The 19,831-nt window shown below is 39.3% G+C and carries 20 protein-coding genes and 1 other annotated feature; all 20 genes read right to left on the bottom strand.

The features are described from left to right. Window positions 1-24: 24 nt before the first annotated feature. On the bottom strand, window positions 25-1,146 hold the full coding sequence (locus tag NSU19_RS13330) for a Nif3-like dinuclear metal center hexameric protein (protein ID WP_094246227.1): 1,122 nt from the start codon (window positions 1,144-1,146) through the stop codon (window positions 25-27). Further along, entirely contained in the window at window positions 1,147-1,857 is a 711-nt protein-coding gene (locus NSU19_RS13335; RefSeq protein WP_327873393.1) for a tRNA (adenine(22)-N(1))-methyltransferase TrmK, read from the bottom strand. Between the two features lie 89 nt (window positions 1,858-1,946). Continuing rightward, on the bottom strand, window positions 1,947-2,312 hold the full coding sequence (cccA, locus tag NSU19_RS13340; protein ID WP_063388055.1) for a cytochrome c550: 366 nt from the start codon (window positions 2,310-2,312) through the stop codon (window positions 1,947-1,949). Between the two features lie 322 nt (window positions 2,313-2,634). Beyond that, window positions 2,635-3,762, bottom strand: a complete 1,128-nt coding sequence (gene rpoD / locus NSU19_RS13345; protein ID WP_063388054.1) for an RNA polymerase sigma factor RpoD — start codon at window positions 3,760-3,762, stop codon at window positions 2,635-2,637. Between the two features lie 32 nt (window positions 3,763-3,794). Then, window positions 3,795-5,591, bottom strand: coding sequence for a DNA primase (gene dnaG, locus NSU19_RS13350; RefSeq protein WP_094246229.1), 1,797 nt, complete (start codon window positions 5,589-5,591; stop codon window positions 3,795-3,797). A gap of 24 nt (window positions 5,592-5,615) precedes the next feature. Next, window positions 5,616-6,104, bottom strand: a complete 489-nt coding sequence (locus NSU19_RS13355; RefSeq protein WP_063388052.1) for a YaiI/YqxD family protein — start codon at window positions 6,102-6,104, stop codon at window positions 5,616-5,618. Between the two features lie 260 nt (window positions 6,105-6,364). Next, a complete protein-coding gene (locus NSU19_RS13360) occupies window positions 6,365-7,174 on the bottom strand; it encodes a pyruvate, water dikinase regulatory protein (protein WP_063388051.1) in 810 nt (269 codons plus the stop codon). A gap of 15 nt (window positions 7,175-7,189) precedes the next feature. Then, window positions 7,190-7,828 (bottom strand): helix-turn-helix transcriptional regulator, encoded by a 639-nt coding sequence (locus tag NSU19_RS13365; RefSeq protein WP_094246231.1) that lies wholly within the window; start codon window positions 7,826-7,828, stop codon window positions 7,190-7,192. Window positions 7,829-8,593: 765 nt separating this feature from the next. Beyond that, complete coding sequence (gene glyS, locus NSU19_RS13370) at window positions 8,594-10,657, bottom strand: glycine--tRNA ligase subunit beta (RefSeq protein ID WP_144596771.1); 2,064 nt, start codon at window positions 10,655-10,657, stop codon at window positions 8,594-8,596. Further along, window positions 10,650-11,540 (bottom strand): glycine--tRNA ligase subunit alpha, encoded by an 891-nt coding sequence (gene glyQ / locus NSU19_RS13375; protein WP_063388048.1) that lies wholly within the window; start codon window positions 11,538-11,540, stop codon window positions 10,650-10,652. Before glyQ ends, glyS begins: the two co-directional genes overlap by 8 nt. A gap of 69 nt (window positions 11,541-11,609) precedes the next feature. Further along, window positions 11,610-11,783 (bottom strand) — a binding site (T-box leader). A gap of 115 nt (window positions 11,784-11,898) precedes the next feature. Next, window positions 11,899-12,651, bottom strand: a complete 753-nt coding sequence (recO, locus tag NSU19_RS13380) for a DNA repair protein RecO (protein ID WP_066247548.1) — start codon at window positions 12,649-12,651, stop codon at window positions 11,899-11,901. Between the two features lie 30 nt (window positions 12,652-12,681). Further along, a complete protein-coding gene (locus tag NSU19_RS13385; protein WP_065095532.1) occupies window positions 12,682-12,822 on the bottom strand; it encodes a YqzL family protein in 141 nt (46 codons plus the stop codon). A 112-nt stretch (window positions 12,823-12,934) separates the two neighbouring features. Then, window positions 12,935-13,840: a GTPase Era gene (era, locus tag NSU19_RS13390; RefSeq protein ID WP_063388046.1), complete on the bottom strand. Its 906-nt coding sequence runs from the start codon at window positions 13,838-13,840 to the stop codon at window positions 12,935-12,937. Beyond that, entirely contained in the window at window positions 13,833-14,231 is a 399-nt protein-coding gene (locus NSU19_RS13395; RefSeq protein WP_063388045.1) for a cytidine deaminase, read from the bottom strand. Before NSU19_RS13395 ends, era begins: the two co-directional genes overlap by 8 nt. 98 nt (window positions 14,232-14,329) lie before the next feature. Next, window positions 14,330-14,689 (bottom strand): diacylglycerol kinase family protein, encoded by a 360-nt coding sequence (locus NSU19_RS13400; RefSeq protein ID WP_066247547.1) that lies wholly within the window; start codon window positions 14,687-14,689, stop codon window positions 14,330-14,332. A 2-nt stretch (window positions 14,690-14,691) separates the two neighbouring features. Further along, a complete protein-coding gene (ybeY, locus tag NSU19_RS13405) occupies window positions 14,692-15,168 on the bottom strand; it encodes an rRNA maturation RNase YbeY (RefSeq protein ID WP_066247546.1) in 477 nt (158 codons plus the stop codon). Further along, a complete protein-coding gene (locus tag NSU19_RS13410) occupies window positions 15,165-17,297 on the bottom strand; it encodes an HD family phosphohydrolase (RefSeq protein ID WP_339196856.1) in 2,133 nt (710 codons plus the stop codon). The genes ybeY and NSU19_RS13410 overlap by 4 nt, the downstream gene beginning before the upstream one ends. Window positions 17,298-17,356: 59 nt before the next feature. Further along, window positions 17,357-18,319 (bottom strand): PhoH family protein, encoded by a 963-nt coding sequence (locus NSU19_RS13415; protein ID WP_339196858.1) that lies wholly within the window; start codon window positions 18,317-18,319, stop codon window positions 17,357-17,359. A gap of 3 nt (window positions 18,320-18,322) precedes the next feature. Next, the gene (yqfD, locus tag NSU19_RS13420; protein WP_063388040.1) at window positions 18,323-19,516 is read right to left on the bottom strand and encodes a sporulation protein YqfD; all 1,194 of its coding nucleotides are present in this window, start codon (window positions 19,514-19,516) and stop codon (window positions 18,323-18,325) included. A 10-nt stretch (window positions 19,517-19,526) separates the two neighbouring features. Continuing rightward, a complete protein-coding gene (yqfC, locus tag NSU19_RS13425) occupies window positions 19,527-19,811 on the bottom strand; it encodes a sporulation protein YqfC (RefSeq protein ID WP_063388039.1) in 285 nt (94 codons plus the stop codon). Window positions 19,812-19,831: the final 20 nt, after the last annotated feature.

Below are 19,831 nucleotides of genomic sequence, written 5' to 3' on the forward strand. Positions count from 1 at the left end.
AAAAAGGACTGATCCCCCATTTAATTATAGAAACTTGAACGGATCTGTATGGACGCGGGAAGGAATAATTTCTACTTCCAGATTTTCTTCCGCACACAGCTTTGTTAGTTTTTCCGCCACTCCCTCTTTCATCACCTTTTCAATGTTGTGACCTGGATCAACTACATGTAAGCCGAGCATCATAGCATCGTGAGCTGTGTGGTAATATACATCACCAGTTACATAAACATCTGCGCCTCTCATTTTTGCCTGATAAATGTATTTATTCCCGTCTCCGCCTAAAACGGCTACTTTTTTTATAGTTGCCTGTAAATCCCCTACTACTCTTACTTTTTCCACTTCAAAAGCTTTCTTAACATGCTCTGCAAATTCCTTCAATGTCATTTCTTTTTCAAGCTCTCCAATTTTCCCTAATCCAAGCTGTTTCCCTTCGTTTTCTAATGGATAGATGTCATAAGCAACTTCTTCATAAGGATGCGCCTTCAACATCGCTTGAATGACTTTCTTTTGGATTGACTGCGGGAAGATCGTTTCAATTTTGACTTCTTCAACCATTTCAAGCTTTCCAGTATCTCCGATAAAGGGATTTGCATTTTCCAAAGGTAAAAATGTTCCTGTTCCTGCCGAGGAAAAAGTGCAATAACTGTAGTTGCCGATAAATCCAGCACCCGCTTTGCCAAGCGCCTCCCGAACGTCCTTCTCATAGTCTTTTGGTACAAATACAGCAAGCTTTTTTAATGGGTCTTGATAAGTTGGGACAAGTATTTTTTGATTCACCAATTGTAAGCGGTCGGCCAAAAGATCATTCACTCCGCCTGGAGCCACATCCAAATTTGTATGGGCCGCATAAACGGCAATTTCATGCTTGATGCATTTTTCTATAATACGCCCTGCCGGATCATCTGTTCTAATATGCTTTAAAGGATGAAAAATGGGAGGATGATGAGCGATAATTAAATCAACCTTTTGATTGATTGCTTCATCAACGACTTCCTCCAAAACATCCAGAGCGACCATAATTTTTCGGACAGGCTTGTTTAATGTGCCGATTTGCAGCCCGATCTTGTCTCCTTCCAATGCATAATGCTTTGGAGAAAACCGTTCAAATAATTGAATAATATGTTGGCCGTTAGCGATTTTCTTCATTTATTTTATGACCTCCTCAATGATCTCGATCACCTTTTTTATTTCTTCTTTTTTTTGCATAAGCTGTTCATTTCCGTTGGATTGCTCCAGCTGCCGTAGAATGTCCTTCCGATGAGAAAGCTCGTGTTTCCATTTTTTAAAAAAAACGTTGTTCTTTTCTTTTAACAAAAATGGACCCATTAACAAAGCTGCTTCAAATGGCAAATCTTCGTACGGTTTCATTGCATTTCCACGCTTAGCGGACAGCACCTCATATATTTTTCCGCTCTCTTCTAGAATTGTTTCTCCTTCGAGCTCCCAACCATTGTCAATCAGCCATTTTCGAACTTCAATTGCATGAATATTCGGCTGAAGTACAAGCCGTTCAACCTTCCCGAGCTTCTCTTTTCCTTCCTCCAAAATCGTTTTAATAAGCGAGCCGCCCATGCCAGCGATCGTGATGCATGTTGCCTCATCCTTTTGTAATACGGACAATCCGTCCCCTTTCCGAACGGAAATTACATGCTGGAGCCCGTTTTTTTCCACTTGTTTTTTTGCCGCTTGAAAAGGGCCTTCATTGATTTCACCGGCAATCGCTTTCACTGTTTTTTTGGCAAGCACTAAATAACATGGCAAATATGCATGATCTGATCCAATATCTGCTGTCACCTGATTATTCGGAACAAATTCTGCCACAGCCGACAGTCTTTTTGAAAGTTGGACACTGTTCAATTTATTTCACCCTTTATTCCAATTTGGTAAACATGAAAATACGAAAAAAGTCCCCCAAAAGGAAGACTTTTCAACCAATATGTTTTTTATTATTTAATTTTAGAAACCCATTCGGCCATTTCATCAAGCTTTTCTTCAGGTACTAGCCCGCCAGGCATCGCACCGCGGCCGTTTTTAATTGTTTCTTTAATTTCATCAACAGACAATTTGTCGCCAACACCTTTTAATGAAGGACCTGCTCCGCCTTCAAAGTTTTGACCGTGGCAGCTTGCACAGCTTTGCTTGAATATATCCTCCGGCTTTGCATTAGCGACGTCTTCCGTTTTTTGTCCGCCCCCCTCTTTTTCTTCAGCCATCTCTTTCATATTATCCAGTCCGATGAAAGAAAATGCAACCATTAGTCCAATTCCAAACACAATGATTAATGCAAATGGAATAAGCGGATTACGATTCATTTTGTAACCTCCCTTATGTATAACCGTACATTTGCTTTTTTCGCTCAACATGGACGAGCTGAAACTAACCTAAACAATCTCTATTGTACTTGAATTTTCTTTGAAGGAAAAGTCTTTCTATATAAGTTCCTTGTGATGTTCACGAATTAGACAAAAAAACAATTTAAAAAGATCTTATGTTTTTTCAACAAATGTCATTTGCAAAATGAAAGAAGATTCAGTAAAATATAGTACAAATAGTTATTGTTGTTAGCGTTTACATATATTGAAGGGAAGGCAGACGAATAAGTCTGCCCAAGGAAAGAAAAAGACATTTTTATTTTTATTCCAAAAAGTCTTTCAGCCGCTTGCTTCGGCTTGGATGGCGCAATTTTCGCAGAGCCTTCGCTTCAATTTGCCGAATGCGTTCTCGAGTGACACCGAAAACTTTTCCTACTTCTTCCAGAGTCCGAGTTCTTCCATCGTCCAGTCCAAAACGAAGGCGCAGAACGTTTTCTTCCCTGTCTGTAAGGGTATCGAGAACATCTTCAAGCTGCTCCTTTAATAATTCATATGCAGCATGCTCTGATGGAGAAGTAGCCTCTTGGTCTTCAATAAAATCACCTAAGTGCGAATCGTCTTCTTCGCCAATCGGCGTTTCTAATGATACAGGTTCTTGGGCAATTTTTAAGATTTCTCTAACTTTTTCAGGAGTCAAATCCATATCTTCAGCGATCTCTTCTGGTGTCGGTTCACGACCCAAATCTTGAAGCAATTGACGTTGGACTCGAATTAACTTATTGATTGTCTCAACCATATGGACAGGGATGCGGATCGTTCTCGCCTGATCTGCAATTGCCCGTGTAATTGCCTGGCGAATCCACCATGTTGCATATGTGCTGAATTTGTATCCTTTTCGATAATCAAATTTTTCAACAGCTTTCATCAGCCCCATGTTGCCTTCCTGTATGAGATCGAGGAAGAGCATTCCGCGGCCGACGTAGCGTTTTGCAATGCTGACGACTAGGCGCAGGTTGGCTTCTGCAAGCCTTCTTTTCGCTTCTTCGTCCCCTTGTTCAATACGCTTGGCAAGTTCGATTTCTTCATCAGCCGATAAGAGATCAACCCGGCCGATTTCTTTTAAATACATTCGAACCGGATCATTTATTTTCACACCCGGCGGTACACTAAGATCATTTAGATCAAATTCTTCTTCATCTTCTTTGTCTAAATCCGGCAAATTGGAATCAACATCTTCGTTTTCGCTAATTAATTCGATTCCTTGCTCATTAACGTATTCATAAAACTCATCCATTTGATCTGAATCAATATCGAAATTTGCCATTTTCTCAGCAATTTCTTCATATGTTAATACTCCGCGTTTCTTTCCTAATTGAATAAGCTGATTTTTCACTTCCTCAACAGTTCCATCAGCTTCTAAATCTTTTGAATGGGCTTGTTTTTCAGCCATTGGATCCCCTCCTTCCAGAGTTATACAAGCTTTCACATTAATCCTTTTTTCAGCTGAATTACTTCCATTGCAATTTCGGCAGCTTTTACATAATCTTTTCGTTTTTCAGCCTCTTTCTTCTCAGCTTCCTTTTCCTTTAGGATGAGCATTTTTTGATGGTTCAAGATATGTTTTACATAGTCTTGAAGCTCTTGCTCAGTCAATTGTTCGCCAATTGTCATCATGGCAATTTCCGATACAATTCGGCTTAATGAAGGATCTTTGAGCTTTGTCAAAAAGTGGCTTATGTCTGGATCGTTCCCTTCCTCATAATAAGCGTATAAATAGGATGAAATAGCCCGATGCTCCTCCACGTTAAAATTTCCACCAATCGCATGAAGAACCTTTTCTGCCACTTCCCTGCTTTTCAACATATGAGCAATTAGAAGGCGTTCTGCCTTTTGATAAGCAGGCATCAGTGCATTCCGTTGTAATGCATCAGTCTTGAGGCTCGTCTTTTCAGGTCTTCTTCTTTTCCGCTTATTTATATTCCGAAGCTCTGCCATTAACGTTTCTTTTGATACGGAAAATTCTTCAGAAAGCTGCGTGATATACAGCTCTTGTTCGATCCCGCTCGGAAGGCCGCTTAATTCGTTAAGCACTTCTTGAATGTATCTCGCTCGATCCCCTTCATCCTGGAGATTTTTCCCCTTTCGAAAATATTCCATCTTAAATGCCATTAATGAGAGACTTGCCCCTATTACATCGTTTTTGAATTTTTCCTTTCCGTATGTCCGAATGTAGTCATCAGGGTCTAACCCTTCAGGCATTTTAGCAATCCTTACATTACATCCTGCTTCAACAAGCAATTTAGAAGCTCTGAAGGCAGCTTCAATTCCAGCGGAATCGGAATCGTAGCAAATGACAACTGTTCCTCCGCTTCTGGCTAAGAGCTTGACCTGTTCTTCCGTCAGCGCTGTTCCCATTGTTGCTACACTATGCTCGATTCCTGCGTGAACGGACGATATAACATCCGCAAACCCTTCAAACAACACCGCTTCCTGTTTTCGTCTAATGAAAGGTCTTGCTTGGTGGAAATTATAAAGAATCCGTCCTTTGTTAAATATTTTTGTCTCAGGGCTGTTTAAATATTTTGGCTGTTTGTTTCCTAGCGACCTTCCGGAAAAAGCGACTGTACGGCCTTGTGCATCTTTAACCGGAAACATGATCCGATTGCGAAACCGATCAAAAAAAGAACCGTTAGATTCGCTTCGGATAATTAACCCTGTTTTTTCCAACAACGGAAGTTCAAAACCTTTTTTCAGCAAATATTTTAAAGAAAAGTCCCAAGAATCTAAAGCGTAGCCAATCTCAAATTGATCGATTAATTCTTTCGTAAAACCCCGATGAAGCAAATAATTTAACGCGTTTTGCCCTTCTTTTGTATTTAGTAATAAATGATGATACATTTTTTTCAGCAGTTCATGCACTTTTATCATTTTCTCTGCTTCGCTGTTGTTTGGGTATGTCGACTCTTGAGAAAGTGCCGAGCCCCCTGGAATGTCCAAACCAGCTTTTTTTGCTGTCATTTGTACAGCTTCTGTAAAGCTGCATCCTTCAATTTGCATGAGAAAGGTAAAAACATTTCCACCAGAACCGCAGCCAAAGCAGTGGAAAATTTGTTTTTCAGGTGAAACAGAAAATGAAGGTGTATTTTCGCCGTGAAAAGGACATAGTCCAAAAAAGTTTCGACCCTGCTTCTTTAATTGAACATATTCACTCACAACATCTACTATATCAACAGCATGTTGCACTTTTTCTATAAATTCCTCGGGAAGCATTTTCCCCATATGAACAACTCCGTGCCTTAAAATTTATTCAATATGAATTTTAAAATTTCCTGCATAATTCGACAATATTTTTTCAAGTGCTGTGATAAAATGATGACGATCTTTATCTTGGAATTTTTTTGGCCCTTTGATATAATTGCCGTTTCTTCTTTCCCTTGCCGAAATATACCGGAGATGGAGAACAGAGTCGATTGTATCTTCTGTAAACAGCATTCCTCTTGGAGAGAGAACATGTGTGCATTTCTTAAGCAGCATACCGGCTAGTCCGATATCTTGTGTAATGATGATGTCATGTTTTTTTGAGTTGTTAAAAATGTATAAGTCGACAGATTCCTTTTCTTGATCGACAAATACCCAGCTATTCCCGTCATCCTTTTTACCTACATGAGCATATGATGCAATGAAACAAACCGGGACTTTATATTTTTTTGCGACTGATGCAATTTCTTCTTTGACGGGGCATGCATCAGCATCGACAAAAATAGTGATATTTTTTCCATCATATTTCTCTATTCTTCATCACCTCAAAGAATCCTGCCAGCAATTTAAACTTTTTACAAAAAGTGATTTGTCGAATTTTCTTTCTCCAACCCCCTTGACATCTTCCTGTAAATAGTTTATTCGTATTTTTTTTAGTCTAAACCTAAAAAGCGTAATTTTATCACAATTTTTTATTATAATACAATACACTGCATTATTCCATCATTTTATCTTTCACCATGAAAAAAACCTACTATATTCTTAAGATCGGAATAAGCAGGTTTTATCACATGTTATTTTTTTAAGAATAAATTTTGGATATGATTGGCTGTTTCTTCAACTGCTTTGTTCGATACATCTATAACTGGACAGCCGATTTTTTGAACAATTTTTTCAAAATAAGCTAATTCTTCTTTAATTCTGTCTATATTGGCATATATAGCCTGATCATTAAGCCCGAGCTGCTTTAATCTTTCCTTTCGGATATAATTCAGCTTTTCCGGACTGATTTTTAGACCGACGCATTTCTCTTTGGAAACTTTAAAAAGTTCTTCAGGGGGTTCTACTTCTGGAACAATAGGAACATTAGCTACTTTTAATCGTTTTAGCGCCAAATATTGCGACAAAGGCGTTTTGGAAGTCCGCGATACACCGATCAAAACAATATCGGCTTTCAAAATTCCTCTCGGATCGCGGCCGTCATCATATTTAACAGCAAACTCAATTGCTTCTACTTTTTTGAAATAGTCTTCATCAAGCTTCCGAACTCTTCCGGGCTCATACTTCGCTTTTATTCCATATGACGTTTCCATTTTATCAATTAAAGGACCAATGATATCGTGGTAGATCACACCTTCTTTTTCCGCTTCTTGAATAAGAAGATTCCTAAGTTCGGGGACAACGATTGTGAAGCAAATGATCGCATTATCCATTTTCGCCAATGCGACAACTTCTTTGATTGTATTTGCATCCTCCACATAAGGCACCCTTTTCACATTCGTTTCATATTGAGAGCCGTTAAATTGACTGATAGCTGCTTTTACAACGAGATCTGCCGTTTCCCCGACTGAGTCTGAAACAATATAGATCGTACGATTATTCATTCGGATCCCCCATTCTTACATAATATCGTCATCAACTAATCTTACCAATATTTTTGTAATGTTTGTTTTCGTAATTCTTCCTATCACTTCAAAACCGCCGTCCACTTCTTTTACAACGGGCAGTGCATCGATTTGCTTTTCAATTAAAATCCTTGCTACATCAATAATAAGATCTTCCTTTTTGCATACGGTTATATTTGGCATTCTAGTCATAATAATATTGACGGGGATTTGGGTTAATTCCTGTTTGCCGATGCTTGCCCGGAGGAGATCTTTTCTCGACAGCACTCCCACTAGCAACGATTGATTATCTACCACAAATAATGTCCCGACATCTTCCAAAAACATTGTACAAATTGCATCATAAACAGAAACATTATCGTTGACAACGACTGGGATCGACTGAAAATCTTTTACTTGGAGCTTTTTTAATTTCTCTGCAAGCAAATTGGCGCCTGATTTCCCTGTATAAAAATAGCCGACTCGCGGCCTTGCGTCAAGGTATCCAGCCATTGTTAAAATTGCTAAATCAGGTCTTAGCGTAGCTCTTGTCAAGTTTAAACGATCTGCAATATGCTCACCTGTAATTGGCCCATGCTCCTTAACGATTTGCAATATTTGTTCTTGCCGTTTATTAAGCTCTATTGTCCTCACCACCTTGAAAAAGAGGCTGCATTATAAAAATATTATATATGATTTCAATATTTTGAAAAGGTTTTCTATTGTACATTACGGCGAATCGAGTAGGAGGGAGCGATTAACTCCCGTCCTCTCACACCACCGTACGTACGGTTCCGTATACGGCGGTTCAATTAAGATAATTGACGCAAGTCTTTATAACTTCCGTGAATAGCTGTTCTCTTTATGCCAGTGGTCACTCCACCCTCCAAGAGATCTCCCACGGGATTCACCGCTTCCTCCCTCAAGTGAGGTACTACGTTTTCTGTGTTCATCATGACTCACTGAATGCCAAGGGCTATTCTCTCTTAATTGTTCGGTCCTTCTTAGTTGTTCTAGACCAACTAATACTATGACCTCTGCTGACTTCTGACTGTTCAGCTATCTATCACTAGATAGGTTACCAAGGTTACTTGGCGTGCCAGCCAGACCTCCCCGGGTAAGAGTGTAATCTTTCCTTCCATCCATCTGCTTCATTTACTCTGTATCACCTTCGGCAGAAAGGGCTTTGTTTTGTCTTGCAAACTCACCCAGTGATACCTAGCCTCATATGAAGTTCGTGTTCCTCAGACCGGAAGTTTGCCGCTCGCTTCCTTCAGATTCCGCGTCACCACGGACACCCTTGCGTTAAGCTAACTGCTACTTCTGCCTTCGCAGCTCGGGACTTTCACCCTATAGATTACACCCATGCCGGGCGCACAAGGAAAGACGATTATCCTCGGGATAATCGTCCATTTGCATTTATTTTACGATAATTTCATTCACTTTGGCAAAAGATGTGATTATTTTTGTTAATTGTACCATTTGGGACAGCCTGTTTTGTTTAACCGACTCATCCTCTGCCATTACCATAATATTATCAAAATAACGATCAATCACCGGCTTTAAAGCTTTCATTTCCAAAAATGCTTCTTTAAAATTACCCTCTTTTTGCAATTTTACAAAATTTTCTTCAAGCCGTAAATACGCTTGATACAATGTTTTTTCTTCTTCCTTCTCGAACAGCTCTTCTTTAATATTGCCCTCTTGGCCCTTAGACGAGATGTTGACAACACGAGACAGCGATTCAATTACTTCTTTAAAGTCACCCTTTTGGCTTTCTTCTGACAGAACGGCAGCCCGCTCAAAATATGCATTAACTTCATGGTAATTGGATTGTAATACCGATTCAATTATATCATGGCGGACATTTTCTTCATGAAGCGCAAATTTGACTCTCATTTGGAAGAACGACAGCAATTCTTTTCTCAAATTGTCTTTATTTTCTAAACCATATACATTTATAGCAAGGTCGAACAATTCCTCCAATTCAAGACGCCATTGTTTGGCTCGAAGAATTTGAACAATGCCGCTTGCCTGTCTTCTTAATGCATACGGATCTTGTGAGCCAGTTGGAATCAAACCGATCGAAAAAAATCCTGCAATTGTATCCAGCTTGTCCGCAAGCCCTACAATGGCTCCGCTCAACGTTTCAGGCGTCTTGTCGGAAGCATGCCGCGGCATATAATGCTCATTTATTCCTTTTGCAACCTCTTCCTGTTCACCCTTTAAAAGAGCGTATTTTTCTCCCATAATTCCTTGAAGCTCAGGAAATTCATAAACCATTTGCGTAACAATGTCAAATTTGCAAATGGAAGCAGTCCGTTTAATATAAGCTTTCTCCTCATTGGAGCATTCAAGCTTTTCGCTAAGCTTTTCTGATAATTTTACAATTCGGCGAACCTTGTCACCGATGGAGCCCAGTTCTTCATGAAAAACAATTTTTTCAAGCTTCTCCAGTGCGGTATCGATGGCAAGCTTTTTGTCTTCTTCGTAGAAGAAATTTGCATCGGAAAGTCTTGCCCGAAGGACCTTTTCATTCCCCTTGGCAATCGTTTCAATGTTTTGATCATTCCCGTTTTTTACGGTAACAAAAAACGGAAGCAGCTTTCCATCTTTATTTTTGACAGGAAAATATCGCTGATGCTCCTTCATCGTCGTCACTAACACTTCTTCAGGCAATGTTAAAAACTGGTCTTCGAATGAACCGTACAGGGCGGTCGGATATTCCACCAAGTTTGTAACTTCCTCGAGCAAATCTTCATCAACAGGGATGATCCAGTTTTCCTTTCTTTCCAGTTCCTCCAGCTGTTGAATGATCATTTGTTTTCGTTTTTCATAATCGGCGACAACAAACTGGTTCAACAAAGTATTTTCATAATCGCGTGGAGTGGAAATTTCCGCTTTCGTCCCTAAAAAGCGATGGCCATACGTAACATTTCCTGTCGGAACATCGGTAATGGAAAACGGAATGATGTCTTGTCCAAATAAGACAACTAACCATTGGATCGGACGGATATAGCGAAGATTCCAATTTCCCCAACGCATATTTTTCGGAAAATGGATGGTTTGAATAATCTCTTCTAACCCTGGGAGCAGTTCTTTCGTTTCTTTCCCTTTTTGAAATGTTTGAACAAAAGCGTACTCAACACCGTTTACTTCTTTAAAGGATATGTCGTTTGTGGAAGCTCCTTGGCTCCGTGCAAAGCCTAACGCTGCTTTTGTCCAATTTCCATTCTCATCAACCGCAATCTTTTTTGCCGGTCCTTTTGCTTCGCCAAGCAAATCTTCCTGTTTTTCATTTACATCCTCTACAAGGACGGCAAGACGTCTAGGAGTTGAATATTTTTTTATTTTGGCGTAAGAAATGCGATGTTCATCCAGCCAAGCTCCTACTTTGTCAGCCAGCTGATCAATCGAAGACAGGATGACGCCGGCAGGCATTTCTTCAAGCCCGATTTCGATAAGTAAATCCCGTTTATTCATGATTTTCGGCCCCCTTGTTTTTCAGCATTGGAAAACCGAGTTTTTCCCGTTCTTCATAAAACGTTTTGGCAACTTTTCTTGCCAGCTTTCTCACTCTGCCAATATATCCGGTTCGTTCTGTAACAGAAATAGCTCCTTTTGCGTCAAGCAAATTAAATGTGTGCGAGCATTTTAAAACGTAGTCGTACGCTGGATGAACGAGACCTAATTCCATCTGTCTGTGCGCTTCTTTTTCATACGTATTAAACAGTTCAAATAGCATGTTTGTATCGGATGTTTCGAACGTATACTTGGAATGCTCATATTCAGGCTGATAAAAAATGTCCCGATATGTAAATCCGTTTGTCCATTCAAGGTCAAATACATTTTCTTTTTCTTGAATATAAGACGCCAAACGCTCAATTCCATAAGTTATTTCAACAGAAATCGGTTTGCATTCCAGTCCTCCGACCTGCTGAAAATACGTGAATTGAGTAATTTCCATTCCGTCAAGCCAAACTTCCCAGCCAAGCCCTGCGCAGCCGAGAGAAGGATTTTCCCAGTTATCTTCCACAAAGCGGATGTCATGTTCAAGCGGATCAATTCCAAGAGCCTTTAATGAATCTAAATAAATTTCTTGTATGTTTTTCGGAGACGGCTTCATAATGACTTGGAATTGATGGTGTTGATAAAGGCGGTTCGGATTTTCCCCATACCTTCCGTCAGCAGGTCTTCTTGACGGCTCCACGTAAGCAACATTCCACGGTTCTGGCCCGATGGAGCGAAGAAATGTGTATGGGCTCATGGTTCCGGCACCTTTTTCTACATCATATGCCTGCATCAAAATACATCCATGATCGGCCCAATGCTTTTGCAGCGTCAAAATCATTTCTTGAATGTTCATTCATCATGCACCTCCACAATTAAGTTATGTTCGAACAAAATAAAAACCGTCCCTAATGCAACAAAGTTGCATAGGGACGGGATGACCCGCGGTTCCACCCTATTTGCTGAAAAACGTTTCAGCCTCTCGTAAACCGTTATTGCTCTGGAACGCCGTTCCCTGCATCCTCATACCTTAGCTCGCACCATCCTAAGGTCGCTTTCTATGAAGATTGCAGGTACTCTTTTCCTTCATCGCATTTTATTATTCAATTTGACACGTATCATTTCCGCTCATTACATGACATTAAATCGCTTTTTCTAACAGCATGAGGGGGATAAATCCTTCATTTGAAAGGTTTCACATCCATGTATATGGTTTACAACATTTCTTTTAAACTGTCAAGCTGATTTAAAAATTTTTTCGATTTCAGCGATAAACCTGCATATTCCTGATAATATTGATCAAGAACAAATCTCAGTTCTTTTTTTGTCTCAGCGGAGACGGATATTTGACCAATGCGGTTTAAGTCAATAGAATAAAACAGCCGCAACAGCTTCACTGTCTTCTGAGAAATATTGAGCCTGTAAGGATCTTTTTCAAAACAGCGGCTGCAAATCAATCCGTTTTCTTTTAATGAAAAATGAAACGGTCCGTTTGTTTCGCCGCTTACTGCACATTTGTTTAATTCGGGATATAAACCGAGAACGTTGAGCATCTTTATTTCAAATATATTGGTCAAAATTTCCGCATCCTTTTCTTCATTCAGCAGATGAAGTGTTTGAAATAAGAGCTCAAACAAAAAAGGGTTTCTGTCTTTTTCATCTGTTCCTTTATCAAGGAGCTCTACAATATATGAAGCATATGCAGTCAAAAAAATATTTTCCTTAATCTCTCTAAAAGCGGAAATGATTTCTCCTTGGCTTAAATTGCCCAATCCAGAAGATTGATGATACAAAAAATTTCCATACGTAAAAAGTTGGGTAACAGCTGCGAGGCGGCTGTTCGGTTTATTTGCGCCCCGTGCCATTACACCAACTTTCCCAAACTCCCTTGTATATATTGTAACAACTTTATTGGTCTCACCATATTCCGTTGTACGAATGACAATTCCTTCCGTCTTTACAAGCATTTCTCCACCATCCTATTGGATACAGCACTACTAAACAGGGAGATCAACCTCAGTCCGCTCTTCTTCCTTCATTTGACAATCTTTCGTGCGCTCCTTTTCAAGCTCTTTAAAAAGGAGATATGTGTCAATATTACCTGTAAACGTGAATACTTTCCAGGTAAAATCTAACATATTGTCCCCACCTTTCTGTCGTTGTTCCTAAGCTATATCCAATTCATTGTTATCATAGCCTTTTTGACTCATTTTCATGTTTTGAAAATATTTCTAACTTCCTTCAAGTCAATTAATATTCGTCTTCCCTAAATCCAAAATCTCGCAATTGCGACAGGCGATTTCTCCAATCTTTTTGCACTTTGACCCACAGCTCTAAAAAGACTTTTGATCCGAGCAAGTTTTCAATGTCAACCCTTGCCCTTTTCCCAATTTCTTTCAACATTCTTCCTTGCTTCCCAATGATAATACCTTTTTGAGAGTTGCGTTCCACAACAATTGTTGCAGCTATATATACTGCATGGTTTTCTCTTTTTTCAATAGAATCAACAACAACTGCGACAGAATGCGGGATCTCTTCTCTTGTCAAATGCAATACTTTTTCGCGAACTAGTTCAGAAATGATAAAACGTTCCGGGTGATCTGTCACCTGATCACTAGGATAATATTGCGGACCTTCCGGCAAATACGCTTCAATTTGCCCTAGCAACGTTTCAATGTTGTTTCCTTGCAGGGCAGAAATTGGAACAATTTCCTGAAACTCGAACTTTTCCCTGTATTGGTCAATAAGCGGCAATAAATCATCAGGATGAACCCGATCGATTTTATTGACAACTAAAAATACAGGAGTATCGGTTTCCTTCAATCGTTCCATGATATATTCATCACCGCGGCCTAATCCTTCTTCAGCATTAATCATAAACAGAATTAGATCCACTTCTTTGAGCGTATTTTGAGCGACTTTCATCATAAAATCGCCCAATTTATGCTTTGGTTTATGAATACCGGGAGTGTCGATAAAAATAATTTGTGAGTTTTCCGTCGTATAAACCCCTTGTATTTTGTTTCTCGTTGTTTGAGGTTTATCGCTCATAATCGCAATTTTTTGACCGATTACACGGTTAATAAAAGTCGATTTGCCGACATTCGGACGGCCGATGATTGATACAAATCCTGATTTAAATTTTGTCTTATTCATGTAAATCCTCCGATGTAAATGCTTCTGGTAATAGTTGTTCAACTGTTAGCTCGTTATAGTCTCCGTTAAGATTCGCCAAAATCACCTTCATATTTTTAGGACAGAGCTCTGCTATGACTTGCCTGCAAGCGCCGCATGGCGATACAGGGCGCTTTGTATCCGCAACTATGGCAATAGCTGCGAATTCATTTTCACCTTCTGAAACCGCTTTATATATAGCAGTGCGCTCGGCACAATTGCACATGGAATAAGCTGCGTTTTCAATATTGCATCCTTTGTATACTTTTCCATCCTTTGTCAGAAGTGCTGCACCTACTTTAAATCGAGAGTAAGGTGCATAAGCAAATTCTCTTGCTCTTTTTGCTTCTTCAATCAGTTGATGGGAGTCCATAGCTTCCTTCCTTTCGTTTACGTTGCAGCTTATACTCATTATTTTACATCATTTTTCATTTAATTTCACGTTTATTTTTTCAGAAAATTCTACATTTTTCACGAAAAAACTTCAATTATTTTGGGGGCAAAAATGATGAATCCGATGACAACCGAAACGGCTGCATAAACCAATACTGCTCCTGCAGCTGCATCTTTTGCAGTTTTAAGCAGAGGATGAAATTCTTTCGACACAGCATCAGCGATTCGTTCAATGGCAGTATTGACCAGCTCTAAAGCTAACATTCCGCCAATTAATAGGAGAATGACAATCCATTCAATTAAGCTAATGTTGAAAAATAATCCGGCTGCGATCACGATGATCGCAGCTGTCACATGAATTCTAAAGTTCCGCTCGGATTGGAAGGCTGCAGCTATTCCTTGTACGGCAAAACAAAAGCTTTTCAACAAAGTCTTCATGTTTATCCTGTTCTTTTCAATCCAAATTTCTCTAAAATTTCCTTTTGCCTTGAAAACATTTTTTCTTCTTCTTCTTTTGTCATATGATCATAACCTAATAAATGCAAAAAGCCGTGAACAGATAAAAATCCGAGCTCTCTCATAAATGAGTGGCCGTATTCTTCTGCTTGCTCTTTCGCTTTTTCTATTGAGATAATGATATCCCCTAAATGAGGGGGGAGATCAGCACCTTGGATCTCCACTTCATCTTCTCCTGTTTCTTCAAGCGCAAATGAAATCACATCAGTCGGCTGATCTTTTCCCCGGTAATCCCGATTGATCTCTTGAATGTCTTTATTAGTAACAAAGGTTACAGATACTTCCGAATCTTTGGGAACACGTTCTTCTAAAGCAGCAAATTGCAGCAAATTTTCGATCGTTTCTATTTCCTCAGAAGAGAGTGTTTCCGTCTGGTCGAAAATGTCAATGGATAATGTCATGTTTTCTTCACCTTCTTTTCATGAAATTCCGGATATTCAATTCTTGAATGAAAAATCCCCTTCAATGTTTCACACAATATTTTTGCCACCGTTTCAAGCTCTTTAAACGTTATATCACATTCATCGAATTGCCCGTCTTGAAGTTTATCTTTTATGATGGAACGAACAAGCTTTTCAATTTTTTCGGGCATCGGATTTTTCATTGAACGAACAGCTGCTTCTACACTGTCAGCGATACAAATAACGGCAATCTCCCGCGTTTGCGGCTTCGGACCCGGATATCTAAACTCACTTTCCAAAATAGGCTGATCACTATTTTCTTGGGCTTTATGGTAGAAAAATTTTAAAAGCGATGTTCCATGATGCTGCAGAGCAATATCGATAAATTCTTTCGGCATTTTATGCTTCCTTAACATTTCTGCTCCCTCTTCAGCATGAGCAATAATAATGTTTTTGCTTAGCTGAGGGGACAATTTATCATGCGGATTTTCCATGTTCATTTGGTTTTCAATAAAATAGCGCGGCCGTTTCGTCTTGCCGATATCGTGATAGTAGCTTCCAACCCTTGCCAACAATCCATTCGCACCGATCGCTTCGCAAGCAGCCTCGGCTAGATTGGCCACCATTACACTGTGATGATAAGTACCAGGCGCCTCCGTTAATATTTTCCTTAATAAAGGATGATTCGGATTCGACAGTTCAATCAGCTTCATCGTCGATAAAATGCCAAAACCTGATTCAAAAAAAGGCATTAAACCGATTGTCAAGACGGAAGAGATAACACCTGATACAATCGCCATAAGAAAATAAGAACCGATCTCTAGATTCGAATAAATTCCATTTTGAATGAATAAAATAGCGGTGATCACAACAATATTAACAGCCGAAACGAAAAGACCAGCTTGTAAAATTTTCGAACGGACGTTATGTTCCCCTAGAAACAGAATGGCTGAGATGCACCCGCATAAGTAGTAAAGACCAATTGTAAAATTAAATGTGCCAGTGACTCCATCATTAAAAATCAAGCTTCCGCAAAAAGCATATATAATGCTTGTCACGAACGCAAGGCGGTCATTAATCAAAAGCTTTGTCAACATGACTCCCATCAGCACCGGGACAATAAAGCCGATATGAGAATAGTCCATTTTTTGAAATAAGCTGATAATCTTCATGACCGTTAACGTTATCGCTAGGATGATGGTAAAGAGAAGCAATGACTGGTTTTTACTCGTAAAGAACGAGTTCTTTTCTTTTTCAAAAAAATATGCAAGATAGATCATCACTAATAAGACTAAAATGAAAAGACCAATGATCGGCTGAAATGTGTACTTATTATCTAAAAGGCCCAACAATTCCAGCTTTCTATATACTTCCCTGTCAATTAATTGGCCCTCTTCGACTATAATTTGACCTTGCTTAATTTGAACCTCCTGCACTTTTTCTTTTGCTTCTTCCCGCTTTTCATCTGTTGATTTTGGGTCAAATACATAATTGGAAATAATTGCGCTGCGTCCAATCTCTTCAGCTGCTGAGCGTATCTTATCCGGCAAATTCACGTTTTGAAGCCGTTCTTTCACTTTGTTTCTCGCTTCTTCTAATTTTTCAGCCGGAATCGGCTCGCTCATCGTTTCATTGACAGCCGTAACAACCGCATCTTTCGCCAGCGTAAGCTGTCCTTCATTTGCACTTAACAACGATGTATATACGCTTTCAGGATATTTATCATACATATCTCCTAAACTGCTTTTAAGCCTGTCAAGCTTCTCTTTGCTGCTCATTTCGGCATTAGATGAAGCCTCCATGATGGCATCAAATAAAGATTCGACCAAATCCACACTGTTGTCCGCATATTCTTTTTTTAGCACATATTGATCTTCCACGCTTTCAGCAGCTTCTTCTCTTCTCTTTTCCGTCATTTCCTTATCGACAACGGTAACAGGTGCGTAAATCGTTTGGTCGGATACTGAAAATAATTTGGCATCAAACGTGTCCGGTTCTACATTGCTGTATAAAACGGTAAACAAAATTACTCCAATAACGGGATATAAGAAAAGATGAAGGGATTGCATTTTTTTCAAAAAATGGAATATCGGCTGTTTCCTGTCTTTGCGATCCATTTTTCTTTTCATTTGTCACAGCACCTCCGATCAATTCTATGCAAAAATGACCCGGTCATGATGAGCGGGTCTTACTGATCATCTTTTTCATAAGCCTCAATAATTTTTGAAACGAGCGGGTGCCGCACGACATCAGTTTCCTTTAAATATACGAATGAAATGCCCCGAATGCCTGATAATTTTTCATTCGCTTCAAGCAGTCCTGATTTTACTCCTTTTGGCAAATCCACTTGTGTCAGGTCGCCTGTAATGACCATTTTGGATCCAAAGCCTAAACGGGTTAGAAACATTTTCATTTGCTGAGTTGTTGTATTTTGCGCTTCATCTAAAATAACGAACGCATCCTCAAGTGTTCTTCCGCGCATATACGCCAATGGAGCAATTTCAATAACTCCTCTTTCTAACAAGCGCTCCGTATGGTCCACGCCTAAAATATCGTGTAGAGCATCATACAAAGGTCTTAAATAAGGATCTACCTTTTCTTTTAAATCGCCGGGCAAAAAACCTAAATTTTCACCAGCTTCAACGGCCGGCCGCGTTAATATGATTTTATTTACAAGCCCATTTTTCAAGCAATGGACGGCCATGACAACAGCGAGAAACGTTTTTCCTGTTCCTGCTGGACCGATTCCAAATACTAAATCATGCGTTTTAATTGCTTGAAAATACTTTCGTTGACCTAGCGTTTTTACACGAATGATTTTTCCTTTTGCATTTTTCGCAACTTCTTCATCGTATAGGGATTCAAATTCATCGATCTTCCCACTTTTCGCCATTTTTGTTGCATAAAGCACGTCTTGTTCGTTAATCGAAATTCCTTTTCGAATAACCGAAAGAAGGGATTTCAAGATGTCTTCAACCAGTTCAGCTTTTTCTTTATCTCCTGAAACATATACCGCTTCACCGCGCGAAATGATCGATACGTTTAACTCTTCTTCAATTCTTTTTAAATGAACATCATGAATCCCAAATAAATTAATGGCTTCATTCGGATTTTCTAAACTCTGGCTGATTGTGACTAAATCTTCTGTCATTCTCTAATCTCCCTGAACCCGTTTTATTTTTACAATGTTTTCAATAACTTGGAAGTGTATTTTCAATCTTACTTTACCATTCTCGACGTCTTCGTGCAAAACTTTTTCGCCAACAATTTTGACATCTTTTCCAAGTTTTCGAAATAAGTCATTTTTCCCGGCAGCAATCGCTTGCCGTTTCGCTTCATCCACAGAATATTTTCTGTGAAAGGTTTCCGTCTCACGAATCGTTTCTTTCTTATAGTTAACTGGAAGATCCCATTTTAAAAATTTTAATGGACGCTCGTCTCGCTCCACCGCATATTGCGGATATTCCGATTCATCATTGCGAAACATCCCCCAAATAGGAAGGGAAAAAGAACGAAAGGAGAGAAAATGCTTCGTGACTGACTTTCCTGAAAATAACTGGAAAGTTGTTTGAAGCGGCACCTCCACTGTTGAAATATACCAAGTTTCGCCTAATATTTCTCCGTCTGCTGCCACTTTTCGTATTTTATCACCTTCTCCAACTACACCGGAAACTAATATTTGTCCTTTTCTAACAAAATCATGAACGTCTACTAAAGGTTGTCCTTTTTCAACATACATTTTTGCTATAACAGCTTCCTTCGCGGCCACTAAATGCCTCGGCCCCTCCACTTTGCTTTTTTGCTCTTTTTTCTTTTCGGCTACTTCCAGAGAATATGTCGTTCCTTTTAATTTGACACCGATCCATGTTATATCATCTATTTGGCTCATCAAACGATTTTGAACTGTTTGATTGCTCGATGTCAAAAACTGAAACGTCCCTCTTTTAATTCCTATTTTGTCCAATTCTTTTTGTATTAAATGCTCTGTTTTCGGACTAGCCCCTTTTATTTCAATATGCCAAATCATGTTGGATAAAAGAAATGTAATGGCAATGAACAGAACAATTCCAATAACAAACCCAAAATTTCTCCATGATTTTTTTAATAAAAATGGAAATCCTATCCTTTGGTGAAAGGTGCACTTACATTCATGTTTACGAACTACTTTTCGTAAAGCCTGTACATCTTTAAGGCGTATAAAAAAAGAAATTGCACCGTTTTCCAGCCGCTTTACATTTATTGTGACAATGCCAAGCCGCGTGCAATCGTTCAACATTCTTTCTGAGCCGGTTCCTTCCGCTATTACCTGAACGAAGCCTGTAAAATATAACAACCAATTGTTCCGCATCCCGATCCCCCTACTGATCAATATATAATACTTGTTCAATTTTCCCTTCTACAAGGAGCTCTTCTGGCAATATCGCTTTCATCACAAAATCGCTTCCTTTAATGAGCATCTGGCCTTGCTGCAGCAGAACTCGAATCTCTTTATCTGTAAAAGAAAGCAGTCCTTTATGATTTTCTATATATATATGCAATGTACCGATCATCGTAACACGGGGAAGATCCATCATGACGTCAGCTGGTATTTGCAATCCTTCTGTCAATATGCTTTTTATTCGCTGATGCCATTTTTTGCCCATAAAAGAACCCCCTTCATCCT

Source organism: Aeribacillus sp. FSL k6-2211, from assembly GCF_037966125.1.
Taxonomy (GTDB): domain Bacteria; phylum Bacillota; class Bacilli; order Bacillales; family Aeribacillaceae; genus Aeribacillus; species Aeribacillus composti.

Bases quoted from the DNA above. Each gene is read 5' to 3' on its own strand.
- NSU19_RS13330 (WP_094246227.1), bottom strand. From the start codon at position 1,146: ATGAAGAAAATCGCTAACGGCCAACATATTATTCAATTATTTGAACGG.
- cccA (WP_063388055.1), bottom strand. From the start codon at position 2,312: ATGAATCGTAATCCGCTTATTCCATTTGCATTAATCATTGTGTTTGGA.
- rpoD (WP_063388054.1), bottom strand. From the start codon at position 3,762: ATGGCTGAAAAACAAGCCCATTCAAAAGATTTAGAAGCTGATGGAACT.
- dnaG (WP_094246229.1), bottom strand. From the start codon at position 5,591: ATGGGGAAAATGCTTCCCGAGGAATTTATAGAAAAAGTGCAACATGCT.
- NSU19_RS13360 (WP_063388051.1), bottom strand. From the start codon at position 7,174: ATGAATAATCGTACGATCTATATTGTTTCAGACTCAGTCGGGGAAACG.
- glyS (WP_144596771.1), bottom strand. From the start codon at position 10,657: ATGAATAAACGGGATTTACTTATCGAAATCGGGCTTGAAGAAATGCCT.
- glyQ (WP_063388048.1), bottom strand. From the start codon at position 11,540: ATGAACATTCAAGAAATGATTTTGACGCTGCAAAAGCATTGGGCCGAT.
- recO (WP_066247548.1), bottom strand. From the start codon at position 12,651: ATGCTTGTAAAGACGGAAGGAATTGTCATTCGTACAACGGAATATGGT.
- NSU19_RS13385 (WP_065095532.1), bottom strand. From the start codon at position 12,822: ATGTTAGATTTTACCTGGAAAGTATTCACGTTTACAGGTAATATTGAC.
- era (WP_063388046.1), bottom strand. From the start codon at position 13,840: ATGAATAAGACAAAATTTAAATCAGGATTTGTATCAATCATCGGCCGT.
- NSU19_RS13395 (WP_063388045.1), bottom strand. From the start codon at position 14,231: ATGGACTCCCATCAACTGATTGAAGAAGCAAAAAGAGCAAGAGAATTT.
- NSU19_RS13400 (WP_066247547.1), bottom strand. From the start codon at position 14,689: ATGAAGACTTTGTTGAAAAGCTTTTGTTTTGCCGTACAAGGAATAGCT.
- ybeY (WP_066247546.1), bottom strand. From the start codon at position 15,168: ATGACATTATCCATTGACATTTTCGACCAGACGGAAACACTCTCTTCT.
- NSU19_RS13410 (WP_339196856.1), bottom strand. From the start codon at position 17,297: ATGAAAAGAAAAATGGATCGCAAAGACAGGAAACAGCCGATATTCCAT.
- NSU19_RS13415 (WP_339196858.1), bottom strand. From the start codon at position 18,319: ATGACAGAAGATTTAGTCACAATCAGCCAGAGTTTAGAAAATCCGAAT.
- yqfD (WP_063388040.1), bottom strand. From the start codon at position 19,516: ATGCGGAACAATTGGTTGTTATATTTTACAGGCTTCGTTCAGGTAATA.
- yqfC (WP_063388039.1), bottom strand. From the start codon at position 19,811: ATGGGCAAAAAATGGCATCAGCGAATAAAAAGCATATTGACAGAAGGA.